This is a genomic window from Streptomyces sp. PsTaAH-124 (assembly GCF_000373685.1).
Classification (GTDB): domain Bacteria; phylum Actinomycetota; class Actinomycetes; order Streptomycetales; family Streptomycetaceae; genus Streptomyces; species Streptomyces andamanensis.
Genome location: NZ_KB892158.1, coordinates 164,031 through 184,947 on the forward strand (window position 1 = coordinate 164,031; position 20,917 = coordinate 184,947).

At 74.2% G+C, this 20,917-nt stretch carries 13 protein-coding genes; 8 read left to right on the top strand and 5 right to left on the bottom strand.

The window, feature by feature from the left end; translation table 11 throughout:
* The first annotated feature begins 57 nt into the window (after nucleotides 1-57).
* Nucleotides 58-2,550 (top strand): DNA helicase PcrA, encoded by a 2,493-nt coding sequence (gene pcrA / locus B086_RS0102820; protein ID WP_018564896.1) that lies wholly within the window; start codon nucleotides 58-60, stop codon nucleotides 2,548-2,550.
* An 87-nt stretch (nucleotides 2,551-2,637) separates the two neighbouring features.
* Here pcrA and B086_RS0102825 read toward each other — a convergent pair whose 3' ends face one another.
* Entirely contained in the window at nucleotides 2,638-4,260 is a 1,623-nt protein-coding gene (locus B086_RS0102825; protein ID WP_018564897.1) for a M23 family metallopeptidase, read from the bottom strand.
* Between the two features lie 256 nt (nucleotides 4,261-4,516).
* Nucleotides 4,517-5,413, bottom strand: a complete 897-nt coding sequence (locus B086_RS0102830) for an esterase/lipase family protein (protein ID WP_018564898.1) — start codon at nucleotides 5,411-5,413, stop codon at nucleotides 4,517-4,519.
* Between the two features lie 455 nt (nucleotides 5,414-5,868).
* On the opposite strand from B086_RS0102830, the gene B086_RS0102835 reads away from it, so the two are divergent.
* Complete coding sequence (locus B086_RS0102835; protein ID WP_018564899.1) at nucleotides 5,869-6,285, top strand: cobalamin B12-binding domain-containing protein; 417 nt, start codon at nucleotides 5,869-5,871, stop codon at nucleotides 6,283-6,285.
* A 203-nt stretch (nucleotides 6,286-6,488) separates the two neighbouring features.
* Here B086_RS0102835 and B086_RS0102840 read toward each other — a convergent pair whose 3' ends face one another.
* The gene (locus B086_RS0102840; RefSeq protein WP_018564900.1) at nucleotides 6,489-8,117 is read right to left on the bottom strand and encodes a DUF5691 domain-containing protein; all 1,629 of its coding nucleotides are present in this window, start codon (nucleotides 8,115-8,117) and stop codon (nucleotides 6,489-6,491) included.
* Between the two features lie 283 nt (nucleotides 8,118-8,400).
* Nucleotides 8,401-9,765 (bottom strand): SWIM zinc finger family protein, encoded by a 1,365-nt coding sequence (locus B086_RS0102845; protein ID WP_037872691.1) that lies wholly within the window; start codon nucleotides 9,763-9,765, stop codon nucleotides 8,401-8,403.
* A 133-nt stretch (nucleotides 9,766-9,898) separates the two neighbouring features.
* Here B086_RS0102845 and B086_RS0102850 point away from each other — a divergent pair, with 133 nt between their 5' ends.
* The 5 genes from B086_RS0102850 (at nucleotide 9,899) to sucD (ending at nucleotide 17,779) form a co-directional block, all read left to right on the top strand.
* Entirely contained in the window at nucleotides 9,899-11,059 is a 1,161-nt protein-coding gene (locus tag B086_RS0102850; RefSeq protein WP_018564902.1) for an ATP-binding protein, read from the top strand.
* 246 nt (nucleotides 11,060-11,305) lie between these two features.
* On the top strand, nucleotides 11,306-13,780 hold the full coding sequence (locus tag B086_RS0102855) for a DUF5682 family protein (RefSeq protein WP_420712526.1): 2,475 nt from the start codon (nucleotides 11,306-11,308) through the stop codon (nucleotides 13,778-13,780).
* Between the two features lie 164 nt (nucleotides 13,781-13,944).
* Complete coding sequence (locus B086_RS0102860) at nucleotides 13,945-15,129, top strand: vWA domain-containing protein (protein WP_018564904.1); 1,185 nt, start codon at nucleotides 13,945-13,947, stop codon at nucleotides 15,127-15,129.
* A 555-nt stretch (nucleotides 15,130-15,684) separates the two neighbouring features.
* Entirely contained in the window at nucleotides 15,685-16,866 is a 1,182-nt protein-coding gene (sucC, locus tag B086_RS0102865) for an ADP-forming succinate--CoA ligase subunit beta (RefSeq protein ID WP_018564905.1), read from the top strand.
* Between the two features lie 28 nt (nucleotides 16,867-16,894).
* Nucleotides 16,895-17,779, top strand: a complete 885-nt coding sequence (sucD, locus tag B086_RS0102870; protein ID WP_018564906.1) for a succinate--CoA ligase subunit alpha — start codon at nucleotides 16,895-16,897, stop codon at nucleotides 17,777-17,779.
* Between the two features lie 129 nt (nucleotides 17,780-17,908).
* Here the strand turns inward: sucD and B086_RS0102875 are convergent, their stop codons facing one another.
* On the bottom strand, nucleotides 17,909-19,048 hold the full coding sequence (locus tag B086_RS0102875; protein ID WP_018564907.1) for an RNA polymerase sigma factor: 1,140 nt from the start codon (nucleotides 19,046-19,048) through the stop codon (nucleotides 17,909-17,911).
* Nucleotides 19,049-19,144: 96 nt separating this feature from the next.
* On the opposite strand from B086_RS0102875, the gene B086_RS0102880 reads away from it, so the two are divergent.
* Nucleotides 19,145-20,908: a DUF6350 family protein gene (locus tag B086_RS0102880; protein ID WP_018564908.1), complete on the top strand. Its 1,764-nt coding sequence runs from the start codon at nucleotides 19,145-19,147 to the stop codon at nucleotides 20,906-20,908.
* The last annotated feature ends 9 nt before the right edge of the window (nucleotides 20,909-20,917 follow it).

The following is a 20,917-nucleotide window of genomic DNA, read 5'->3' on the forward strand; positions in this document are numbered from 1 at the left end:
GTGAAGTTTCCGGGGCGGCCCCGGGTTGTCAGTGGGGAGCCCTAGACTCGGAGAGCGATGAGCAGCCTCTTTGACGACAGCTTCCTGGCGGACCTCCAGGCCCCCCGCGGCCACGAGGAGGAACCCCCGCCGCCCGAGGACGAGCACGCTCCGGAGCCGGTTCCGGACGATCTGTTCGGCGGGAAGTTCGACGTGCCCCCGGACCAGGGCTCCCGCGGCGCGGACTCCTACTACCGCGACGGCGCCCCGCGTCCGGCCGTCGACCCGGCCGCCCTCCTGGACGGGCTCAACGAGAACCAGCGCGAGGCCGTCGTCCACTCCGGCTCCCCGCTGCTCATCGTGGCCGGCGCCGGTTCCGGCAAGACCCGGGTGCTCACCCACCGCATCGCCCACCTGCTGGGCGCGCGGGGCGTCCACCCCGGGCAGATCCTGGCGATCACCTTCACCAACAAGGCCGCCGGTGAGATGAAGGAGCGCGTCGAGCAGCTCGTCGGCCCGCGGGCCAACGCGATGTGGGTGATGACCTTCCACAGCGCGTGCGTGCGCATCCTGCGCCGGGAGTCCAAGCGGCTCGGCTTCACCTCCTCCTTCTCGATCTACGACGCCGCCGACTCCAAGCGCCTGATGGCCCTGGTCTGCCGCGACCTGGACCTCGACCCCAAGCGCTTCCCGCCCAAGTCCTTCAGCGCGAAGATCAGCAATCTGAAGAACGAGCTGATCGACGAGGAGGACTTCGCTGCCCAGGCCACCGACGGCTTCGAGAAGACCCTCGCCCAGGCGTACGCCCTCTACCAGTCGCGGCTGCGCGAGGCCAACGCCCTCGACTTCGACGACCTGATCATGACGACGGTCAACCTGCTGCGCGCCTTCCCGGACGTCGCCGAGCACTACCGCCGCCGCTTCCGGCACGTCCTGGTCGACGAGTACCAGGACACCAACCACGCCCAGTACGCCCTGGTACGGGAGCTCGTCGGCACCGCCACCCACCCCGAGGACGTCCCGCCGGGCCCGGACGACCTCGGCCCCGCCGAGCTGTGCGTGGTCGGTGACGCCGACCAGTCGATCTACGCCTTCCGCGGCGCGACCATCCGCAACATCCTCCAGTTCGAGGAGGACTACGCGGACGCGACGACGATCCTGCTGGAGCAGAACTACCGCTCCACGCAGACCATCCTGACCGCCGCCAACGCGGTCATCGAGCGCAACGAGTCGCGCCGCCCGAAGAACCTGTGGACCAACGCCGGTGCCGGTGCCCGCATCACCGGCTATGTCGCGGACACCGAGCACGACGAGGCCCAGTTCGTCGCCGAGGAGATAGACCGCCTCACGGACGCGGGCGAGGCCAAGGCGGGCGATGTCGCCGTCTTCTACCGCACCAACGCGCAGTCCCGTGTCTTCGAGGAGATCTTCATCCGCGTCGGCCTGCCCTACAAGGTCGTCGGCGGGGTCCGCTTCTACGAGCGCAAGGAGGTCCGGGACGTCCTCGCCTATCTGCGGGTCCTGGCCAACCCGGAGGACTCCGTCCCGCTGCGCCGCATCCTCAACGTGCCCAAGCGGGGCATCGGCGAGCGCGCCGAGGCGATGATCGACGCGCTCGCCCAGCGGGAGAAGATCAGCTTCCCGCAGGCGCTGCGCCGGGTCGAGGAGGCGTACGGCATGGCCGCGCGCTCGACCAACGCCGTCAAGCGGTTCAACACGCTGATGGAGGAGTTGCGCACCATCGTCGAGTCGGGCGCAGGTCCGGCCACGGTCCTGGAGGCCGTTCTCGAACGCACGGGCTATCTGGCCGAGTTGCAGTCCTCCACCGACCCGCAGGACGAGACCCGGATCGAGAACCTCCAGGAACTCGCCGCCGTCGCGCTGGAGTTCGAGCAGGGGCGGGAGGAGGGCGAGTCGGTCGCGCTCTCCGAGTTCCTGGAGCAGGTCGCCCTGGTCGCCGACTCCGACCAGATCCCCGACGAGGAGGACGGCGACGGCGTCATCACCCTGATGACCCTGCACACCGCCAAGGGCCTGGAGTTCCCGGTGGTCTTCCTCACCGGCATGGAGGACGGCGTCTTCCCGCACATGCGGGCTCTCGGCCAGGTCAAGGAGCTGGAGGAGGAGCGCCGGCTCGCCTACGTCGGCATCACCCGCGCGCGGGAGCGGCTGTATCTGACCCGCTCGGCGATGCGCAGCGCATGGGGGCAGCCGTCGTACAACCCGCCCTCCCGCTTCCTGGAGGAGATCCCGGAGGCGCACGTGGACTGGAAGCGCACCGGCGGTTCCGCGCCCCTGTCCTCCGGGCCCGCCTCCGGTGTCGCGGCGTCGCTGTCGTCGTCCCGTTCGCGTTCGTCGGCGTCCGGCGCCTCCGGGTTCGCCACCCGTCGGAGCGCGGAGAAGCCGGTGGTGGCCCTCGCCGTCGGCGACCGGGTCACGCACGACCAGTTCGGCCTGGGCACGGTGGTCGCCGTCAAGGGCACCGGCGGCAACGCGGAGGCGACGATCGACTTCGGCGACACCAAGCCCAAGCGGCTGCTGCTGCGGTACGCGCCGGTCGAGAAGCTGTAGGGCTCCTCCGCCCGGAGAAGCCGTGAGCCCCCGCCGGTCAGGCGGGGGCTCACGATCAGGTGGCAGGCGCCGCGCGGCGCCGTGCCGCTACGTCGGGTCCAGGCCGTGGCTGCGCAGCCACGGCAGCGGGTTGATCGGCGCGCCGCCGCCGGGCCGGACCTCGAAGTGCAGATGCGGACCGGTGGAGTTGCCGGACTTGCCGGAGAAGGCGATGGGCTGCCCGGCCTTGACGGTGGCGCCGGTGACGACCTGGTAGCGGGAGAGGTGGCAGTACCACGTCTCCGTGCCGTCCTTCGCGGTGAGGATCAGCATGTTGCCGTAGGCGCTGTTGAACTGGGTGCGCACGGTACCGTCGGTGGCCGCCATGACCGTCGTCCCGTACCAGACGGGGAAGTCGATGCCGGTGTGCACGGACATCCAGTTCACACCGGCCTGCCCGAAGTAGGCGCTGAGCCCCTTCTGCGCGACCGGCAGCGCGAACTTGGGGCGCAGCCGCTCCTTGCGCTCCGCCTCCTCGGCCGCCTTCTTCCGGTCCGCCTCCTGCTGCGCCTTGAGGTCGATGCGCTCCTGGGTGCGGCTGGCCCGGTCGGCGAAGTCGTCGGCACCGGCGGACAGGCTCTGGAGCTGGGTGTCCAGCTTGTTGTTGGCGGTGGCAGGCTGCACGGGGTGCGCCTCGGAGGCGGAGGCGGCCGCAGTGTCCTTGCCGTCGTCGGTGAAGCTGCCGACGGAGGCCGCGGCGATACCGGCGACCCCCACGACACAGACCGAGGGCACCGCCACGGTCAGCAGCGCCGAGCGCCGGGCCGGGGGACGGCGCCGCGAACGGCCCTGGCCGCGCGCGGCCGCACGCGACGGCGGAACCGGAGTGACCTCTTCCTGATCCTCCAGCAGGGCGGCGGCGGGCAGTTCACCGGTGTCGGCCGGACCATCGCCCTCCGTACCGGTGTCCGGGCCGTCCGGGGCGGCGGCGTACGGGTGGTCGAGCCGGTCGAACGTCCGGGTCCCGTCGTGGGGCCGGTGCTCCTCGTACGTACCGGTCTCGTCGTACGCACCGGTCGCTTCGTACGCACCGGTCTCGTCGTACGGGGCGCTCTCGGCGTACGTCCGCTGCGCGGGGAAGTCCCCGGGGGCCGGGGCGGTGTCGCCGGACGCCGGGGCACCGGTGTTCCACAGGGTGGCGTCGTAGGCGCCGGTGTCGAAGGTCTGGGTGCCCCAGTCCCACTGCTGGGTCTGGTCGGCGGCCTGGTGGGTCCGGCTGTCCGGGCCTGCGGCGGGCGCGCCCTGGAGCCAGGCGCCCGTGTCCCACTGGCCGGTGGCCTCGGGGGAGGCCGACTGCTGCGGCACGGCCGACAGGTGCTGGTAGCTGGTGGCCCAGGCGGTCGTGTCGTAGGCGCCGGTGTCGTACGCGGCGTGGTGCTGGGCCGCGTACAGGTCGTGGTGCACGGTCTGGTGGCTGCCGGTGGACCACTGGGTGGTGTCGTACGCGCCGGTCGTGCCGCCGCCATCGGGGAGGTCACCGAAGAGCGGGTCGGCCGGGAAGCCGGCCGTGCTGTGGGCGCCGGTGTGGAAACCGGTGGCGCCGTGGTCGCCGTACGTGGTGAAGTCGCCGTAGGCGGCTTCCTGTCCGCCGTACGGCGCGTAGGGCGCCGGGGCGTCGTCGGAGGCCGGAGCCGGGGGCATCGCGGTCCCCGACGGGTGGCGGTCGTTCACCAACTTCTCTTTCGCCTCGACAACAGGGGCTGCCAGAGCAGTGCGGCGACTGTACCCGGCGGTACGCGGGCGCGACAATCTTCGGCAGGTTTCCCGCCGACGGGAAACGGGCAATCGGCCGTGATTCGGCGGACTGCGGACAGAGCCTTGGCCCTGTGTTCGAGGTGATGTTCGACCCTGATGGGCCAATGCCGGTCCGCAGGCGGGCGGCCGGTGTCCGGTGGGGGAGTGTCAGGCCGGCGGGTCAGGCCCTTGGTCAGGCCACGGTGACCCCGCCGTCCCCGCCTCCGTCCCCGCCCCGCTCTCCGTTCCGGGCAGCCGACGGGTCGCCCGGCCGCACGGTGTCCAGGGCCTCGCGTATCCCCCCGGCCACGGCGGGGTGCACACAGAGCGCGAGATGGCCGATGCCGCTCACCCGGACGTTCTCCGCGCTGAGGTCCGGGTGCTCGACGCAGGCCGACTCCAGCGGGTCCATCAGGTGGTCGAGGTCGCTCCAGAAGCTCACGAAGTACGTACGGCAGCCGGGCGCCGGACGGGACAGCTCCTCGATCAGCTCCGAACCCGGGCGCATCTGGCGGACGATGGGATGCGCGTTGGCCAGCGGGGCGACCCGGGTGCCCGCGTGCGGCGTGCCCAGGGTGACGAGGGTGCGCACACGCAGGTCGCCGCCGAGCCGCTGCACGTAGTAACGGGCTATCAGGCCGCCGAGGCTGTGGCCGACGACATCCACCCGGCTGCTGCCGGTGCGCTCGCAGATCTCCTCGATGTGCCGCCCGAGCAGTTCGGCCGCGGTGCGGATGTCGCAGGTCAGCGGCGAGTAGTTGAGGGACTCCACCTGATGCCGGCCGTGCTGGGCGAGGCTGCGGCGCAGCAGGACGAAGACCGAGCGGTTGTCGATGAAGCCGTGCAGCAGGACCACCGGCGGCTTGGCCTCGACGGGCAGTTGGGCGGCGGCGTCCGGCGCGGGCGCCGGGCCCGCGGCGGCGCGGCGCTCCTGGACGATCCCCGAGGGATAGAGGAGGACGTGCCCGGCGAGGATCGCCAGTTCGAGGGCCGTGGCCTTCAGCAGGTCCAGTGAGAGGCCCGCGACCTTGGCCGGGAGCAGACGCTGGCAGAACGGCAGGATCGGGTCTGCGACGCTGGTGACCTTCATGGCCGACCTCCTGTCGGCACGCGGGAGGACGGCTCTGTCCCCCCGGTGCTCTCATGGGCGGTCGCGGTGAGGCGCCCCGCGCGCCCGCCGGTCCGTCCCTGGTGCTCTCGCCGGGGCGCCGGGTGACGACCGGCTCCCCTGGCCCGGGTCCCGGAGGCGCGGGGGCCCGGCCGCGGCTTCCGGGGCGGGGCGGCGGGGAACGGTGCGCGGTGCACGGGGAGGCGGTCCGCGGGTCCCCCGTGCGCGGCGTGGTCCGCTCCGTGCCGTCGCTCGTGCGTCCGCTCCTGCCCGAGGTGGCCGAGCGGTTGTCCCTGCGTGTGATTTCCCCCTCGCTCCGTGCCGTGAAACTGCCGGGTGCGGGATGCTGGAGATAACGTTCGTTCACTTCCCCGGACGACGTGGTGCGGGGCGTCCGTCCCGTGGTGGGCGTAGGAAGTCGCTTCATGGAGGCAGTGATGGGTGTGGCAGCCGGTCCGATCCGCGTGGTGGTGGCCAAGCCGGGGCTCGACGGCCACGATCGCGGTGCGAAGGTGATCGCGCGGGCGCTGCGCGACGCCGGTATGGAGGTCATCTACACGGGCCTCCACCAGACCCCGGAACAGATCGTCGGCACGGCGATCCAGGAGGACGCCGACGCGATCGGCCTGTCCATCCTCTCCGGCGCGCACAACACGCTGTTCGCCGCCGTGATCGACCTGCTCCGCGAGCGCGAGGCCGAGGACATCGTCGTCTTCGGCGGCGGCATCATCCCCGAGGCGGACATCGCGCCGCTGAAGGAGAAGGGCGTCGCGGAGATCTTCACCCCCGGCGCGACCACCCAGGCGATCGTCGACTGGGTCCGCGCCAACGCCCGCCAGCCCGCCCAGGCGTAGGGCCTCCCGCCCGGACAGGGCTTCCCACCCGGACAGGGTTTCCCGCCGGGAGGGGGCTGGGCCTTCGGGCTTTGGCGCCGCACCCCGGACCGGCTCGATCTGAACGCACGGCCCCGGTCCGTCGCCCCCGTGCCACCGGGCCCCGCGCCGCCCCCGCGCGCCCGGCGCCCCGAGGCGGGCGCCGCACGGGGGCGGGGTGGTGCTCAGCCGGGGGCGGGCGCCAGTTCCTCGGCCATCGTCCGGCGCAGGCGCAAGGTGGTGACCAGCCGCTGGAACGCCTCCGCCCAGTACCCCCCGGCGCCGGGCGAGGTGTCCTCCGTCTCGTCCGGCACCGCCAGCAGCCCGTCGAGCCGGGCCGCCTCCACCGGGTCCAGACAGCGCTCGGCCAGTCCCATCACACCACTGAAACTCCATGGGTAGCTCCCTGCGTCCCGCGCGATGTTGAGCGCGTCGACCACCGCCCGTCCGAGCGGTCCGGCCCACGGCACCGCACACATCCCGAGCAGCTGAAACGCCTCGGACAGACCGTGCGCCGCGATGAACCCGGCGACCCAGTCGGCCCGTTCGGCGGCGCCCAGCGTGCCGAGCAGCTTGGCGCGCTCGGCCAGGGACACCGCGCCCGGCCCGCCGGCCTCGGGCGCCGCGGGCTCCCCGAGGAGCGCCCGCGCCCACACGGCGTCCCGCTGCCGTACGGCGGCCCGGCACCAGGCCGCGTGCAGCTCGCCCTGCCAGTCGTCCGCCACCGGCAGCGCCACGATCTCCTGCGGCGCGCGCCCGCCCAGGCGCGCGGACCACGTGCCGAGCGGGGCGGCCTCCAGCAGCTGGCCCAGCCACCACGACCGCTCACCCCTCCCTGACGGAGCCCTGGGGACGACACCGTCGCGCTCCATGCTCGCGTCGCACTCGTGAGGGGCCTCAACGGCGATCACCGGGGTGCCGCCCGTGCGGTCGACGGCGACACAGGCGGCGGCCCGGTCCGCCATCCGCGCGGCCAGCGCCGACCCGGGCAGCGCCGACAGCAGCTCCGCGGCGGTCGAGCGGACGTTGCGGCTGCGGTCGCCGAGGGCCTGTTCCAGGAACGGCTCGTCGGCGGGGCCGAGTCCGGTGCGCAGCGAGTCCAGGAACATCAGCCGGTCCTCGGCCCGCTCGGTGGCCCAGGTGCCGGCGAGCAGGTCGCGGGCCGCGTCCGGTCGCTGCCGCCGTACCGCTGCGAGGAGCGCGACCCGCTCGGCGAACAGGCCCTCCTCCCACAGGCGGCGGACCCCGCCGGTGTCCTCGGGGCCGGGCAGCGCGGCACCACTGCCGGAGGCCGCCCGCAGCGCGAACCGCCACTCCGGGTTCAGCCGGGCCAGCCACAGCCCGCGCGGACCGGCGAAGGCCAGCGCGGCGGGCCGCAGATCCGTACGCCCCCGGGCCGCGTCCAGCAGCGCCGGGAGCGCCTGCGCGGGCGCCGCGTACCCGTGCGCGTCGGCCGCCGCGAGCCACTGGGGCAGCAGTTCCATGAGGTCCGGTGCGGTGCCCCTGCGTCCGCCGCCGCCCGCGCCGGGTCGGTCGGCCAGCAGCATGGCGAGCCGGTCGGCGGCGGCGGGCGGCAGGGCCGGGCGCGGGTCGGCGGGCGCCTGCGGGATCCGCTCGGCCGCGGGCGCCGGGAGCAGGCCCGCGCGCCGGGCCACGGTCTGTTCGGCCGCCGCGTCCAGCAGGGCCGCCGGGGCGTCCCGGCCGGGCACGCCCGCCGGGGGCCTGCGCCGGTCGGTGCCGAGCAGGGCGGTGGTGACCAACTCCTCCCAGGCGCCCGCTGCGGGCGCTTCCACCGGGGCGGAGGTCCTGATCATGAGCGTCCTTTCCGTTGCCGGGTGCCTGAGGGTGCTCGGAGGGTCACCCGGTCCGGGTTTCCCCTGGTACGGAAGAAATGCGTGAGCCGGGAGAAATGCGTGCGTCTGATGAGGAAGGGCGGGCTCGTGAGGTGCTGCCGGGGCCGCCGGGGCCGGGGTGCGCCTTTCGGGTGAGACTTCCCGCTGCGCTCGGCACGCCCCGCGGTTCGCCCCGACGTCACTCCGATGCCGGACACCAGGACCCCTCCGACCGGGGCGAATGTCGCAGACGGTGTACAGGTCATCAGCACAGCGTCACCGCTTCTCCGTCGCCCTGCGGCCAGACCGTCAAAGGGGTGAACCCGCGGTGCCCGCACTCGCCGAACACCGTGACCGGCGCACCGCCCGACAGGGCCACCAGCCGCCACAGCCCCGGGCGGCCGCCGGCCGCCGCGGTCAGGGGCAGCGCCCGGTCCGTCCCGGCGTCGGCCAGCTGCCAGGAGTCCCCGGCCGGTACCGGCACCACGTCCCGCAGCGTCACCGGGACCGACTCCAGCCAGGGGTCGTCCCGCAGCGCCTCGCCGTAGCGCGCCGCCGCCTCGGCCGTCGTCACCCCGGGCGGACGTATTCGGGCGGGCGCCGGGGCGGCGAACCGCTCGCCCAGGGCCACGCGCTGCCGCCCGGCGCCCGGGAACGCGGCCACCTCCGCGTCCAGCGCCAGGCCGACCGGCAGCGACATCTCCGGTGCCCGGCCGGCCGCGCCGTAGGACAGCAGCAGTGCCGTACGCCCGGACGCTTCGCCGTGCAGCCAGATGCGGCGGGTGGTCAGCTTCGCGTCCGCCGTGTCGTACTGGGCGAGGACCAGCCAGCGGTCGCGCACCGGCGGGCCGTCCGCCGAAGCGGGCAGACCCACCCGGGAGCGGACCGTCGCCGCCAGCTCACCGGGCAGCCGCTCGTGGCGCAGCCAGCCCTGGTCCAGCAGATGCAGCAGCGCGCACTCCTCCAGCAGCCGCACCGGCCAGCCCGGTCCGGACGACGGGATCGCGCCCAGCTCCCGCACCCGGGCCGCGAGCCCCGGCGCCTGCGCGTCGACCATGCGGGCCGCGGTCTCCTCCCACAGCCCGTACCCCGCCTGCTCCGCCGCGGCCAGACCGCCGCGCAGCAGATCGGACAGCCGCTGCTCCAGCTCCGCCGCCCCGGCGCTGATCCGCTCGGCCCGGCGCTCCGCACGCCGCCGCGCCGCCTCCGGATCGGCGGCGCCCCGGGCCTCCTGCCCCGCCCGCTGCTCCGCCTTGTCCGCGGTCCGCTTGCGTCTGCCCGCCAGCCACTGCGCGGCCCACTCGGGTGCCCGCTCCTCGGGCACGGTCGCGAGCGCGCTCTCGCCGCCCGCCCACACCAGCAGCAGCCCGAGCGCGTGCTTGCACGGGAACTTACGGCTCGGACAACTGCACTTGTACGCGGGACCCGCCGCGTCGGCGAGGTCCACGACCGTCTGATACGGCTTGCTGCCGCTGCCTTTGCACAGCCCCCACACCGTCCCTTCGTCCGCACTCCCCGTCTCGGACCACGGTCCCGCCGTGCCGAGTTTGCTTCCCGCTTTGCGTGACGCGGGGTCAGGTGCCAGTGCCAGCACCTGGTCCGCGGTCCAGCGCACCCCCTGCTGAGTCATGCCATCGAAGGTAGATCCCCCCACTGACAATCGGCCTCGCGAGAGTGTTTTCGCAGGTCGGAACGCATTGTCAGTGGGGTGGTGCACGGTTGGTGGCAGATCCGAACCGGCCGAGCTGGAGGGGGCCTCAGCCATGTCTGTGACCGTTGAACCGACGTCCGTCGAACCGAGCCACGAGCACTCCGCGCCCGCGAACACGGGCGAGGAACAGAGCGCGCAGTCGCTGCGCCCGCACGCCGAGGACGCCTTCGCCGCCGAACTGGCCGCGCTGGCGGCGCAGGACGACCGGCCGCGCCCGGCCCGCTGGAAGCTGTCGCCGTGGGCCGTGGCGACCTATCTCCTCGGCGGGACCCTGCCGGACGGCACGGTGATCACACCGAAGTACGTCGGCCCGCGGCGGATCGTCGAGGTCGCCGTCACCACGCTCGCGACCGACCGCGCCCTGCTCCTGCTCGGTGTGCCCGGCACCGCCAAGACCTGGGTCTCCGAGCACCTCGCCGCCGCGGTCAGCGGCGACTCCACGCTGCTGGTGCAGGGCACGGCGGGCACCCCGGAGGAGGCCATCCGCTACGGCTGGAACTACGCGCGGCTGCTCGCGCACGGCCCCAGCCGCGACGCCCTGGTGCCCAGCCCGGTCATGCGGGCCATGGCGGAGGGCATGACCGCCCGCGTCGAGGAGCTGACCCGCATCCCCGCCGATGTGCAGGACACCCTGATCACGATCCTGTCGGAGAAGACCCTGCCGATACCGGAGCTGGGCCAGGAGGTCCAGGCGGTCCGCGGCTTCAACCTGATCGCCACGGCCAACGACCGCGACCGCGGGGTCAACGACCTGTCGAGCGCGCTGCGCCGGCGGTTCAACACCGTGGTGCTGCCGCTGCCGGAGACCCCCGACGCCGAGGTCGACATCGTCTCGCGCCGCGTCGACCAGATCGGCCGCTCCCTCGACCTGCCGTCCGTCCCGGACGGCGTGGACGAGATCCGCCGGGTGGTCACCGTCTTCCGCGAACTGCGCGACGGCGTCACCGCGGACGGCCGTACGAAGCTCAAGTCGCCCAGCGGCACGCTGTCCACGGCCGAGGCGATCTCCGTCGTCACCAACGGGCTCGCGCTGGCCGCGCACTTCGGCGACGGTGTGCTGCGGGCCGGGGACGTCGCCGCGGGCATCCTCGGCGCCGTGGTCCGCGACCCGGCGGCCGACCGCGTCATCTGGCAGGAGTACCTGGAGACCGTCGTCCGCGAGCGCGACGGCTGGAAGGACTTCTACCGGGCCTGCCGGGAGGTGAGCGCGTGACCGGGACGGGAGTCATGGGGCACGGCGCGGGGGACGGCGCCGTGCGGGCCGGTGCCGACGAGGAGCCGAGCTGGACGGGCGGACGGGGACGACGCGCACAGGGGGGACGGCGTGACAGGCGCTGAGCGGAGCGACGGGCGGAACGGCGAGAAGGAGAACGGCCGGAAGGGCGAGAAGGGGAACGGGCGGGACGGCGAGAAGGAGAGGGAGAGCCGCGGGGCCGGGGCGGGGCCGCTGCTGCTCGGGGTGCGGCACCACGGGCCGGGTTCGGCGCGGGCGGTGCGGGCGGCGCTGGACGCCGCCCGGCCCCCGGTGGTGCTGATCGAGGGCCCGCCGGAGGCGGACGCGCTGATCGCGCTCGCCGCCGACGAGGACATGCGGCCACCGGTCGCCCTCCTCGCCCACGCGGTGGACGAGCCCGGCCGCTCCGCGTTCTGGCCGCTGGCCGACTTCTCCCCGGAGTGGGTCGCCCTGCGCTGGGCGCTGGAGCACGGGGTGCCCGCCCGCTTCATCGACCTCCCGGCCACCCACACCCTGGCGTGGCAGGCGGCAGAGGAAGAGGAAGAGGCGGTGACCGGCCCCACGGACGACGCCGACACGGGCGCCGCCGATCCCGTCGACCTCGACAACCCGGCCGACCTCGACAACCCAGCCGCCCCCGGCGATCCGGCCGACCCCGCCGACCCGGACGGCGAGACCACCACCGGTCCCGGCTCCGTCCCGGCCCCCGGCGCCGACGTGCGGGTCGATCCGCTCGCCGTGCTCGCCGCGACGGCCGGATACGACGACCCCGAGCGCTGGTGGGAGGACGTCGTCGAGCACCGGGGCCCGCGGAGCGAGGACGCGTTCGCCCCGTTCCTGGTGCTGGAGGAGGCCATGGGCGCGCTGCGCGAGACGTACGGGAGCCGGGACCGTGACCTCGTGCGCGAGGCGCACATGCGGCTCCAGGTGCGGGCGGCGCAGCGGGAGTTCGGGGACGGCGTGGCCGTGGTGTGCGGAGCCTGGCATGTGCCCGCGCTGCGGCACCGGGTCACCGTCACCGCCGACCGGGCGCTGCTCAAGGGGCTGCCCAAGGTCAAGACGGACATGACCTGGGTGCCGTGGACGCACCGCAGGCTGTCCCGGTTCAGCGGGTACGGCGCGGGCATCGACGCGCCCGGCTGGTACGCGCACCTGTTCGGCGTGCCGGACCGGCCGGTCGAGCGGTGGCTGACGAAGGTGGCCGGGCTGCTGCGCGAGGAGGACCGGATCGTCTCCTCCGCGCATGTCATCGAGGCGGTACGGCTGGCCGAGACGCTCGCGGCGATGCGGGGCCGTCCGCTGCCGGGGCTGAGCGAGACCACCGACGCGGTGCGGGCGGTGATGTGCGAGGGATCGGACGTGCCGCTGGCCCTGGTGCGCGACCGGCTCGTCGTCGGGGATGTCCTGGGCGAGGTGCCGGAAGCGGCGCCCGCGGTGCCGTTGCAGCGGGACCTGACCCGCCTTCAGCGCCGGCTGCGGCTCAAGCCGGAGGCGCTGGAGCGCGAGCTGGAGCTCGACCTGCGCAAGGAGACCGACGCCGGCCGCAGCAGGCTGCTGCACCGGCTGCGGCTGCTGGGCGTCGACTGGGGCGAGCCCGCCGCCTCCCGGGGCAGCACCGGCACCTTCCGTGAGACCTGGCGGCTGCGCTGGGAGCCGGAGCTGTCGGTGCGGGTGGCGGAGGCCGGGGTGTGGGGGACCACCGTGCTCTCCGCCGCCACCGCCAGGGCGGAGGCGGACGCCGTGGGCACGGACGTCCTCGCCGAGGTGACCGCCCTCGCCGAGCGCTGCCTGCTCGCCGAACTGCCGGACGCGCTGCCGGTGGTGATGCGGGTGCTCGCTGATCGCGCCGCGCTCGACGCGGACGTCGGGCATCTCGCACAGGCCCTGCCCGCCCTGGTCCGCTCGCTGCGCTACGGCGATGTGCGCGGCACGGACACCGAGGCCCTGGCCGGGGTCGCCGCGGGGCTGGCCGAGCGCGTCTTCGTCGGACTGCCCCCGGGCTGCGTCGGCCTGGACACGGACGCGGCGCAGGAGATGCGCCGTCATGTGGACGCCGTGCACACGGCGGTGGGCCTGCTCGGGGACACCCTCGACGCCCGCCACGGCGATCTGCGCGCCCGCTGGCACGGCGTGCTCCGGACCCTGGCCGGCCGGGACACCGTGCCCGGCGTCGTGCGGGGCCGGGCGGTGCGGCTGCTGCTCGACGAGGGGGAGATCGCCCAGGACCGGGCCGCCCGGTTCATGGGGCTCGCCCTCTCCCCGGGCACACCGCCGCCGGACGCCGCCGCATGGATCGAGGGCTTCGTCGGCGGCGGGGGCGGGATGCTGCTCGTGCACGACGAGCGGCTGCTCGGGCTGGTGGACGCCTGGCTGACCGGAGTCCCGGCGGACGCCTTCACGGACGTGCTGCCGCTGCTGCGGCGCACCTTCTCGGCGTACGAGTCCGGGGTGCGCAGAACCCTCGGGGAACTGGTGCGGCGCGGCCCGGCCCACGACGGGGGCGGCCCGGCCGGGAGCCCGGCGGCGGGTACGCCCGGCTTCGCCGCGGACCTCGACCCCGAGCGGGCCGGAGCGGTGCTGCCGGTGGTGCGGCTGCTGCTCGGTCTGGACGAGAGCGGAGCCGGGGCGGGGGCGGCGGCGGGTTCCGGCCCGGGAGCCGTGGCGGAGACCGGTGACGCGTACGCGGGGGCGGCGAGATGACACCGGCGGAGGGGAGCGAGGCGACCGGGGCACCAGAGGCGACCGGCCCGCACGCGGGAGGCATGAGAGTCACGGGGGACGGCAGAGACGGCGGGGGCACGGGGGACGGCAGGGCCACGGGGGACAACGGCAGGACCACGGGGGACATGAGGGATGTGGGGAGCATGACGGGCACGACCGGAGTGACCGGCGCGGGGGACCCCGGGCAGGAGCGGCTGCGGCGGTGGCGGCTGGTGCTCGGCGGGGACGCGGCGGACGGCACCGGCTGCGCGCTGACCGGGCGGGACGCGGCGATGGACGCGGCCCTGGCCGCGCTCTACGGCAAGGGGGACAAGCCGCAGGGCCGGGGCGCGCGGGACCGTTCGGCCGGTCTGGGCGCCTCGGCGCCCTCGGTGGCGCGCTGGCTCGGGGACATCCGGACGTACTTCCCCTCCTCCGTCGTCCAGGTCATGCAGCGGGACGCCATCGACCGGCTCGGCCTGTCCGCGCTGCTGCTGGAGCCGGAGATGCTGGAGGCGGTGGAGGCGGACGTGCACCTCGTCGGCACGCTGCTGTCGCTCAACAAGGCGATGCCCGAGACGACGAAGGAGACGGCGCGGGCCGTGGTGCGCAAGGTGGTGGAGGACCTGGAGAAGCGGCTCGCCACGCGCACCCGGGCCACGCTCAGCGGCGCCCTGGACCGCAGCGCCCGCATCAGCAGGCCCCGCCACCACGACATCGACTGGAACCGCACCATCGCGGCCAACCTCAAGCACTATCTGCCCGAGTACCGCACGATCGTGCCGGAGCGGCTGATCGGCTACGGGCGGGCGTCCCAGTCGGTGAAGAAGGAGGTCATTCTCTGCATCGACCAGTCCGGGTCGATGGCGGCCTCGGTGGTCTACGCCTCGGTGTTCGGGGCGGTGCTGGCGTCGATGCGGTCGATCAGCACCCGGCTCGTCGTGTTCGACACGGCGGTCGTGGACCTCACCGACCAGCTCGACGACCCGGTCGACGTGCTCTTCGGCACCCAGCTCGGCGGCGGCACGGACATCAACCGGGCGCTGGCGTACTGCCAGTCGCAGATCACCCGGCCCGCCGAGACGGTGGTGGTGCTGATCAGCGACCTGTACGAGGGAGGCATCCGCGACGAGATGCTGAAGCGGGTCGCGGCGATGCAGGCGTCGGGGGTGCAGTTCGTGACGCTGCTCGCGCTCTCCGACGAGGGGGCGCCCGCCTACGACAGGGAGCACGCGGCGGCGCTGGCGGCGCTCGGCTCACCGGCCTTCGCCTGCACGCCCGACCTGTTCCCGGAGGTGATGGCCGCGGCGATCGAGAAGCGCCCGCTGCCCGTCCCCGCGACGGTGTGATGCGCCCCGGGCGGAAGGTGGGGCCGGATGAAACCGGACAGGGCCGGACAAGGGAGGAGCCCGTTCTACTCGTCGGTAATAGGGGCTTGCGCGGCGACGGGAGGCGCGTGCGAGTATCGGTGCCCCTCGCACGGACGCCTCCGCGGGACCAGCGGACCCGGATGGCCGAAAGCCGTCGGTTTCTCCGGTCGTCCCCTCGGAACCTGCGGAAGGACCGGCTGGTCCCCATTGGGGTGGGGATCAGCCGGCCCGAGCCCCCCTCGGGGCTCTTCCAGGGGTCTCACCGGGTCAACCCCAGCCCGGTGAGACCTCGCGGGACCGGCCCTCGCGCGGCACGCGGTGCCAGGTGGGACGGCATCATGTGACAGGTATCACCGCTCACGTGTGACCCTGGATTTATGGCGCCCCGGCAAGCGGCGATAACCTGCGAGATGGACATGCCGCGCGCTCGGACACCGTGTGCGCCCCCCTTGTGACAAGCGGACGTCACGTTGCCCTTCGCGGCACGCCCACGCATCCAACGAACCGCGAGATCACTGATAGGGACGGAAGCGCGTGGACCTGTTCGAGTACCAGGCGAGGGACCTCTTCGCCAAGCACGATGTACCGGTGCTGGCCGGTGAAGTCATCGACACGCCTGAGGCGGCGCGCGAGATCACCGAGCGTCTGGGCGGCAAGTCCGTCGTCAAGGCGCAGGTGAAGGTCGGTGGTCGCGGCAAGGCCGGTGGTGTGAAGCTCGCCGCCACCCCGGACGAGGCCGTCGCGCGCGCGACGGACATCCTCGGCATGGACATCAAGGGCCACACGGTCCACAAGGTGATGATCGCCGAGACGGCCCCCGAGATCGTCGAGGAGTACTACGTCTCCTTCCTCCTCGACCGCGCGAACCGCACCTTCCTCTCCATCGCCTCCGTCGAGGGCGGCATGGAGATCGAGGAGGTCGCGGCCACCCGCCCCGAGGCCGTCGCCAAGACCCCGATCGACGCCATCGACGGCGTGACCCCGGAGAAGGCCCGCGAGATCGTCGAGGCCGCGAAGTTCCCGGCCGAGGTCGCGGACAAGGTCGCGAACGTCCTGGTCACGCTGTGGGACACCTTCATCAAGGAGGATGCCCTCCTGGTCGAGGTCAACCCGCTGGCCAAGGTCGCCTCCGGTGAGGTCATCGCCCTCGACGGCAAGGTGTCGCTGGACGACAACGCCGAGTTCCGTCACCCCGACTTCGAGGAGCTCCACGACAAGGCCGCGGCCAACCCGCTCGAGGCCGCCGCCAAGGAGAAGAACCTCAACTACGTCAAGCTCGACGGCGAGGTCGGCATCATCGGCAACGGCGCGGGTCTCGTCATGAGCACCCTGGACGTCGTCGCGTACGCCGGTGAGCAGCACGGCAACGTCAAGCCCGCCAACTTCCTGGACATCGGCGGTGGCGCCTCCGCCCAGGTCATGGCGAACGGCCTGGAGATCATCCTGGGCGACCCGGACGTCAAGTCCGTGTTCGTCAACGTCTTCGGCGGCATCACCGCCTGCGACGAGGTCGCCAACGGCATCGTCCAGGCGCTGAAGCTCCTGGAGGACCGCGGCGAGCAGGTCACCAAGCCGCTGGTCGTCCGCCTCGACGGCAACAACGCCGAGCTGGGCCGGAAGATCCTCACCGACGCGAACCACCCGCTGGTGCAGCGCGTCGACACCATGGACGGCGCGGCCGACAAGGCAGCCGAGCTGGCCCACGCCGCCAAGTAAGCACTCAGGACGAGGACACCAACACACCATGGCTATCTGGCTCAACAAGGACAGCAAGGTCATCGTCCAGGGCATGACCGGCTCCACGGGCATGAAGCACACCAAGCTCATGCTGGGCGACGGCACCAACGTCGTGGGCGGCGTGAACCCGCGCAAGGCGGGTCAGACCGTCGACTTCGACGGCACCGAGGTACCGGTCTTCGGGACCGTCGCCGAGGCCATCGAGAAGACCGGCGCCGACGTCTCCGTCATCTTCGTGCCGGAGAAGTTCACCAAGGACGCGGTCGTCGAGGCCATCGACGCCGAGATCCCGCTGGCCGTCGTGATCACCGAGGGCATCGCCGTGCACGACTCGGCGGCCTTCTGGGCGTACGCGGGCAAGAAGGGCAACAAGACCCGGATCATCGGCCCGAACTGCCCCGGCATCATCACCCCGGGCCAGTCGAACGTCGGCATCATCCCGGGCGACATCACCAAGCCGGGCCGCATCGGCCTGGTCTCGAAGTCCGGCACGCTGACGTACCAGATGATGTACGAGCTGCGGGACATCGGCTTCTCGACGGCCGTCGGCATCGGCGGTGACCCGATCATCGGCACCACGCACATCGACGCGCTCGCCGCGTTCGAGGCCGACCCCGACACCGACCTGATCGTCATGATCGGTGAGATCGGCGGCGACGCCGAGGAGCGCGCGGCCGACTTCATCAAGGCCAACGTGACCAAGCCGGTCGTCGGCTACGTCGCGGGCTTCACCGCGCCCGAGGGCAAGACCATGGGCCACGCCGGTGCCATCGTCTCCGGTTCGTCCGGCACCGCCCAGGCGAAGAAGGAGGCCCTGGAGGCCGCGGGCGTCAAGGTCGGCAAGACCCCGACCGAGACGGCCAAGCTGGCCCGCGCCATCCTCAGCGCCTGACAAAGCGCCGGAGAAGGCGCTGGAGAAAGCGCCTTCGCGCGAGCGGAGCACCGGTGGGCCCGCGCCCGGCGACATGCCGGGTGCGGGCCCACCGCCGTATCCGGGGCCGAAGCCGCGTGGGCGGCCGGGTCACCGGGCCTCGGGCGCCAGCCGCTCCGGTCCGGCGTCGGCCTGCTTCTTCAGCGCGGCCCGCAGCCGCTGCTCCTGCTGCGACAGCGGGCCGAGCGCGCCCGGCACCGGGAGGCCCTGGACCGCGTGGCCGGGGGAGACCGGCGCGAAGTAGCGGGTGGGCGCGGTGTGCAGGGTGAGCGCCGTGGCGCCGATGATGGTGACGGTGAACGCGATGGCGGACCGCGTCCAGAAACGGGTGCTGCGCTCCCCGGCGGTGCGCACCGCCACCGGAGCCGCCGGCCCGGCAGGCACCCCGGACCCGGTGCCCGTCCCGGTCCCGGACCCGGTGCCCGTCCCGGTCCCGGACCCGGTCCCCGTCCCGGACCCAGCGCCCGGAGCCGCCCCCGGCCCCGCCGGGGCCCCGACGACAGGGACTCCGGCGCGCACCGCGGCGCCCGCGCCCACCACGCTCCCCACCGCGATCCCCGCACCCGCGGCCACCGCCACCCCCGGGCCCATCGCGGTCCCCTTCGCGGGGCCGGTCGCGGCGAGGTGCCAGGCGGAGCCGAGCCGCACCAGACGGCGGTGGAGTTCCGCCGGGTCGGCCAGTTCGGGCAGGCAGGCGGCGACGGCCTCGCGGGCGTGCATCAGCCGGTTGGCCGTCGCCGGGGTGCTCGCCTCGGTCTCCGCCGCGGTCTCCGGCAGATCGAGGCCGACACCGTCGTAGAGGACGAGCGTGCGCCGGTAGGACGGCGGGAGGCGCAGCAGCGCGTGCTGGAGGGCGCGGTCGGCGGGCTCGGGGGGCGGGTCGGGGATCCGGTTGCGGGGCAGGAAGCGGTACCAGGGGGAGAGGGCGCAGTCGTACGCCAGCGCGCGCATCCAGCCTGCCGGGTCGCGGTCGTGGGCCACTTCGGGCCAGCGCTGCCAGGCCAGTTGGAAGGCGCGCTCCACGGCCTCGCGGGCGCGGTCCCGGCGGCCGGTGAGCAGGTAGGACTGGCGGACGAGGGCGGGAGCGCAGAAGGCGTACAGCGCGTCGAATGCCTGAGCGGGCGTCAGCGGGGCGCCGGTCTGAGCAGGCGTCAGAGAGGCGTCGGTACCGGTGTGTCGGGCGACCGGGGGCGGGGGCGGGGGCAGCGGCTTCGTATGACTGTTCGTCACAGTGCGTCCCTCCGTGTGAATAGGCACATAAACGTATATTGAGCGACACAGCGGAGGTTCGCCTGTTGCGCCGGGAATGCGTGTGACGTTGGGAGCATGGCGGGCGTGATCCAGACGACCCATGGACGTCCGCCGCTGCCACGCCTGCGCGCCCGGGTGCGGGACCGCTCACCCGGACTCGGCGCCGGTCTCCTGGGCGGTGTGGTCGCGGCCGGGCTCGGTCTCGGCTCGTTCGCCGTGCTCGGCATCGTGCTGTGGATCAGCTCGCCGTACCCCGACAGCGGTCCGGGCGGCGCGCTGCACACGGCCGCCGCGCTGTGGCTGCTGGCGCACGGCGCCGGACTGGTCCGCGCCGACACCCTCACCGGTGCGCCCGCGCCCATCGGGCTGATCCCGCTGCTGCTGGCCGTGGCGCCGCTGCTGCTGGTGCACCGGGCGGCGCGGGACGCGACCGACAGCGGCGACGGCGGGCCGCTGGTGCCCCCGCGCACCGCCTGGGCGGGTGTGGTCGGCGGCTATCTGGCGGTCGCGACCGGCGCGGTGGTCTACGCGGCGGGCGGGGCACTGCACCCGGCGTGGTTCTCGACGCTGCTGTGGGTGCCGTGCACCGTCGCGGCGGCGGCGGGCAGCGGCGTCTGGGCGGCGTACGGCTGCCCGCGCGCGCCCCTGGAGCAGGCGCTGCGCCGGTTCTCACCCGGCGTGCGGCGCCTGCTGCTCGCTCCCGGGCCCCGCGCGCGCCTGGGCGCCGCCTCCCGGGCGGCCGGTGCCGGTGCCGTGGTGTTCGTCGGCGGCGGCGCGCTGGTGCTCGGGGTGTCGCTGGTGGGGCACGGCGGAGCCGCGCAGGGCGCCTTCCTGCGGCTGACGGAGGGCTGGTCGGGCCGGTTCGCGATCCTGCTGCTCTGTCTGGCGCTGCTGCCGAACGCGGTGCTGTGGGCGGCGGCGTACACGCTCGGGCCCGGTTTCGCGCTCGGCGTCGGGCACACCGTCGGCCCGTTCGCCTCCGACCCGGCGCCGCTGCTGCCGCCCTTCCCGCTGCTGGCGGCGGTGCCGGACGCGGGCCCGGGTACGCCGCTGCATCTGCTGACGGCCGCGGTGCCGGTGGCGGCCGGGCTGGTCATCGGCTGGTTCGTGGCGGGCGCGGCGGTGCGGGAGGTGCCGGACGCCACGGGCGCCCTGACCGGGGTGCGGGCCTGGCCGTGGCGGCGGGCGGCGGGCGGGGCGGCCCTCGCGTGCCTGCTGTGCGCGACCGGGCTCGGAGTGCTCGCCGAACTGGCGGGCGGCCCGCTGGGCAACGGCACCCTGGACGCCTTCGGCCCGGTGGGCTGGCAGGTCGCGGGGGCCGCGCTGCTGTGGACCTCGGTGGCGGCGGTGCCCACGGCGGTGCTCGTCCGGGCCTGGCGCTGCCACGGTGTACGGGTCCAGGTGATCGCGGAGACGGCCGGGCAGCGCATCGGCAGGCCCCGCGAGGGCGGGCGGCCGCGCGACGGCGGCAAGGGCGGGAACACCGGCGGCAGGGACGGGAACACCGGAGGCGGCAGGGCCGTCGCGAGCGGGGCGCGGGGCGCGGACACCGGCGGGCGGCTGCTGCCCGCGCGCTACGACGCCGCCCTCGAACCGTACGATGTGCTGCCGCTGGACCCGTCGGCCGCCGGGGAGGCCACCTGGGAGCCCACGGCACGCGCGGCCCCCGAGACCGGCGGCCCGGACAGCACCGGCAGCGGACCCACCGCACCCACGGGCACCACCGGTACCGCCGACAGCAGGCAACCCGAGCCGCCCGAGCCGCCGGAACCGGGCGACGCCGGACCCGCGCCCAGCACACCGCCGACCGCCCCGCCGCCCCCGCCCCCGTCCCCCTGAAGGGACCGG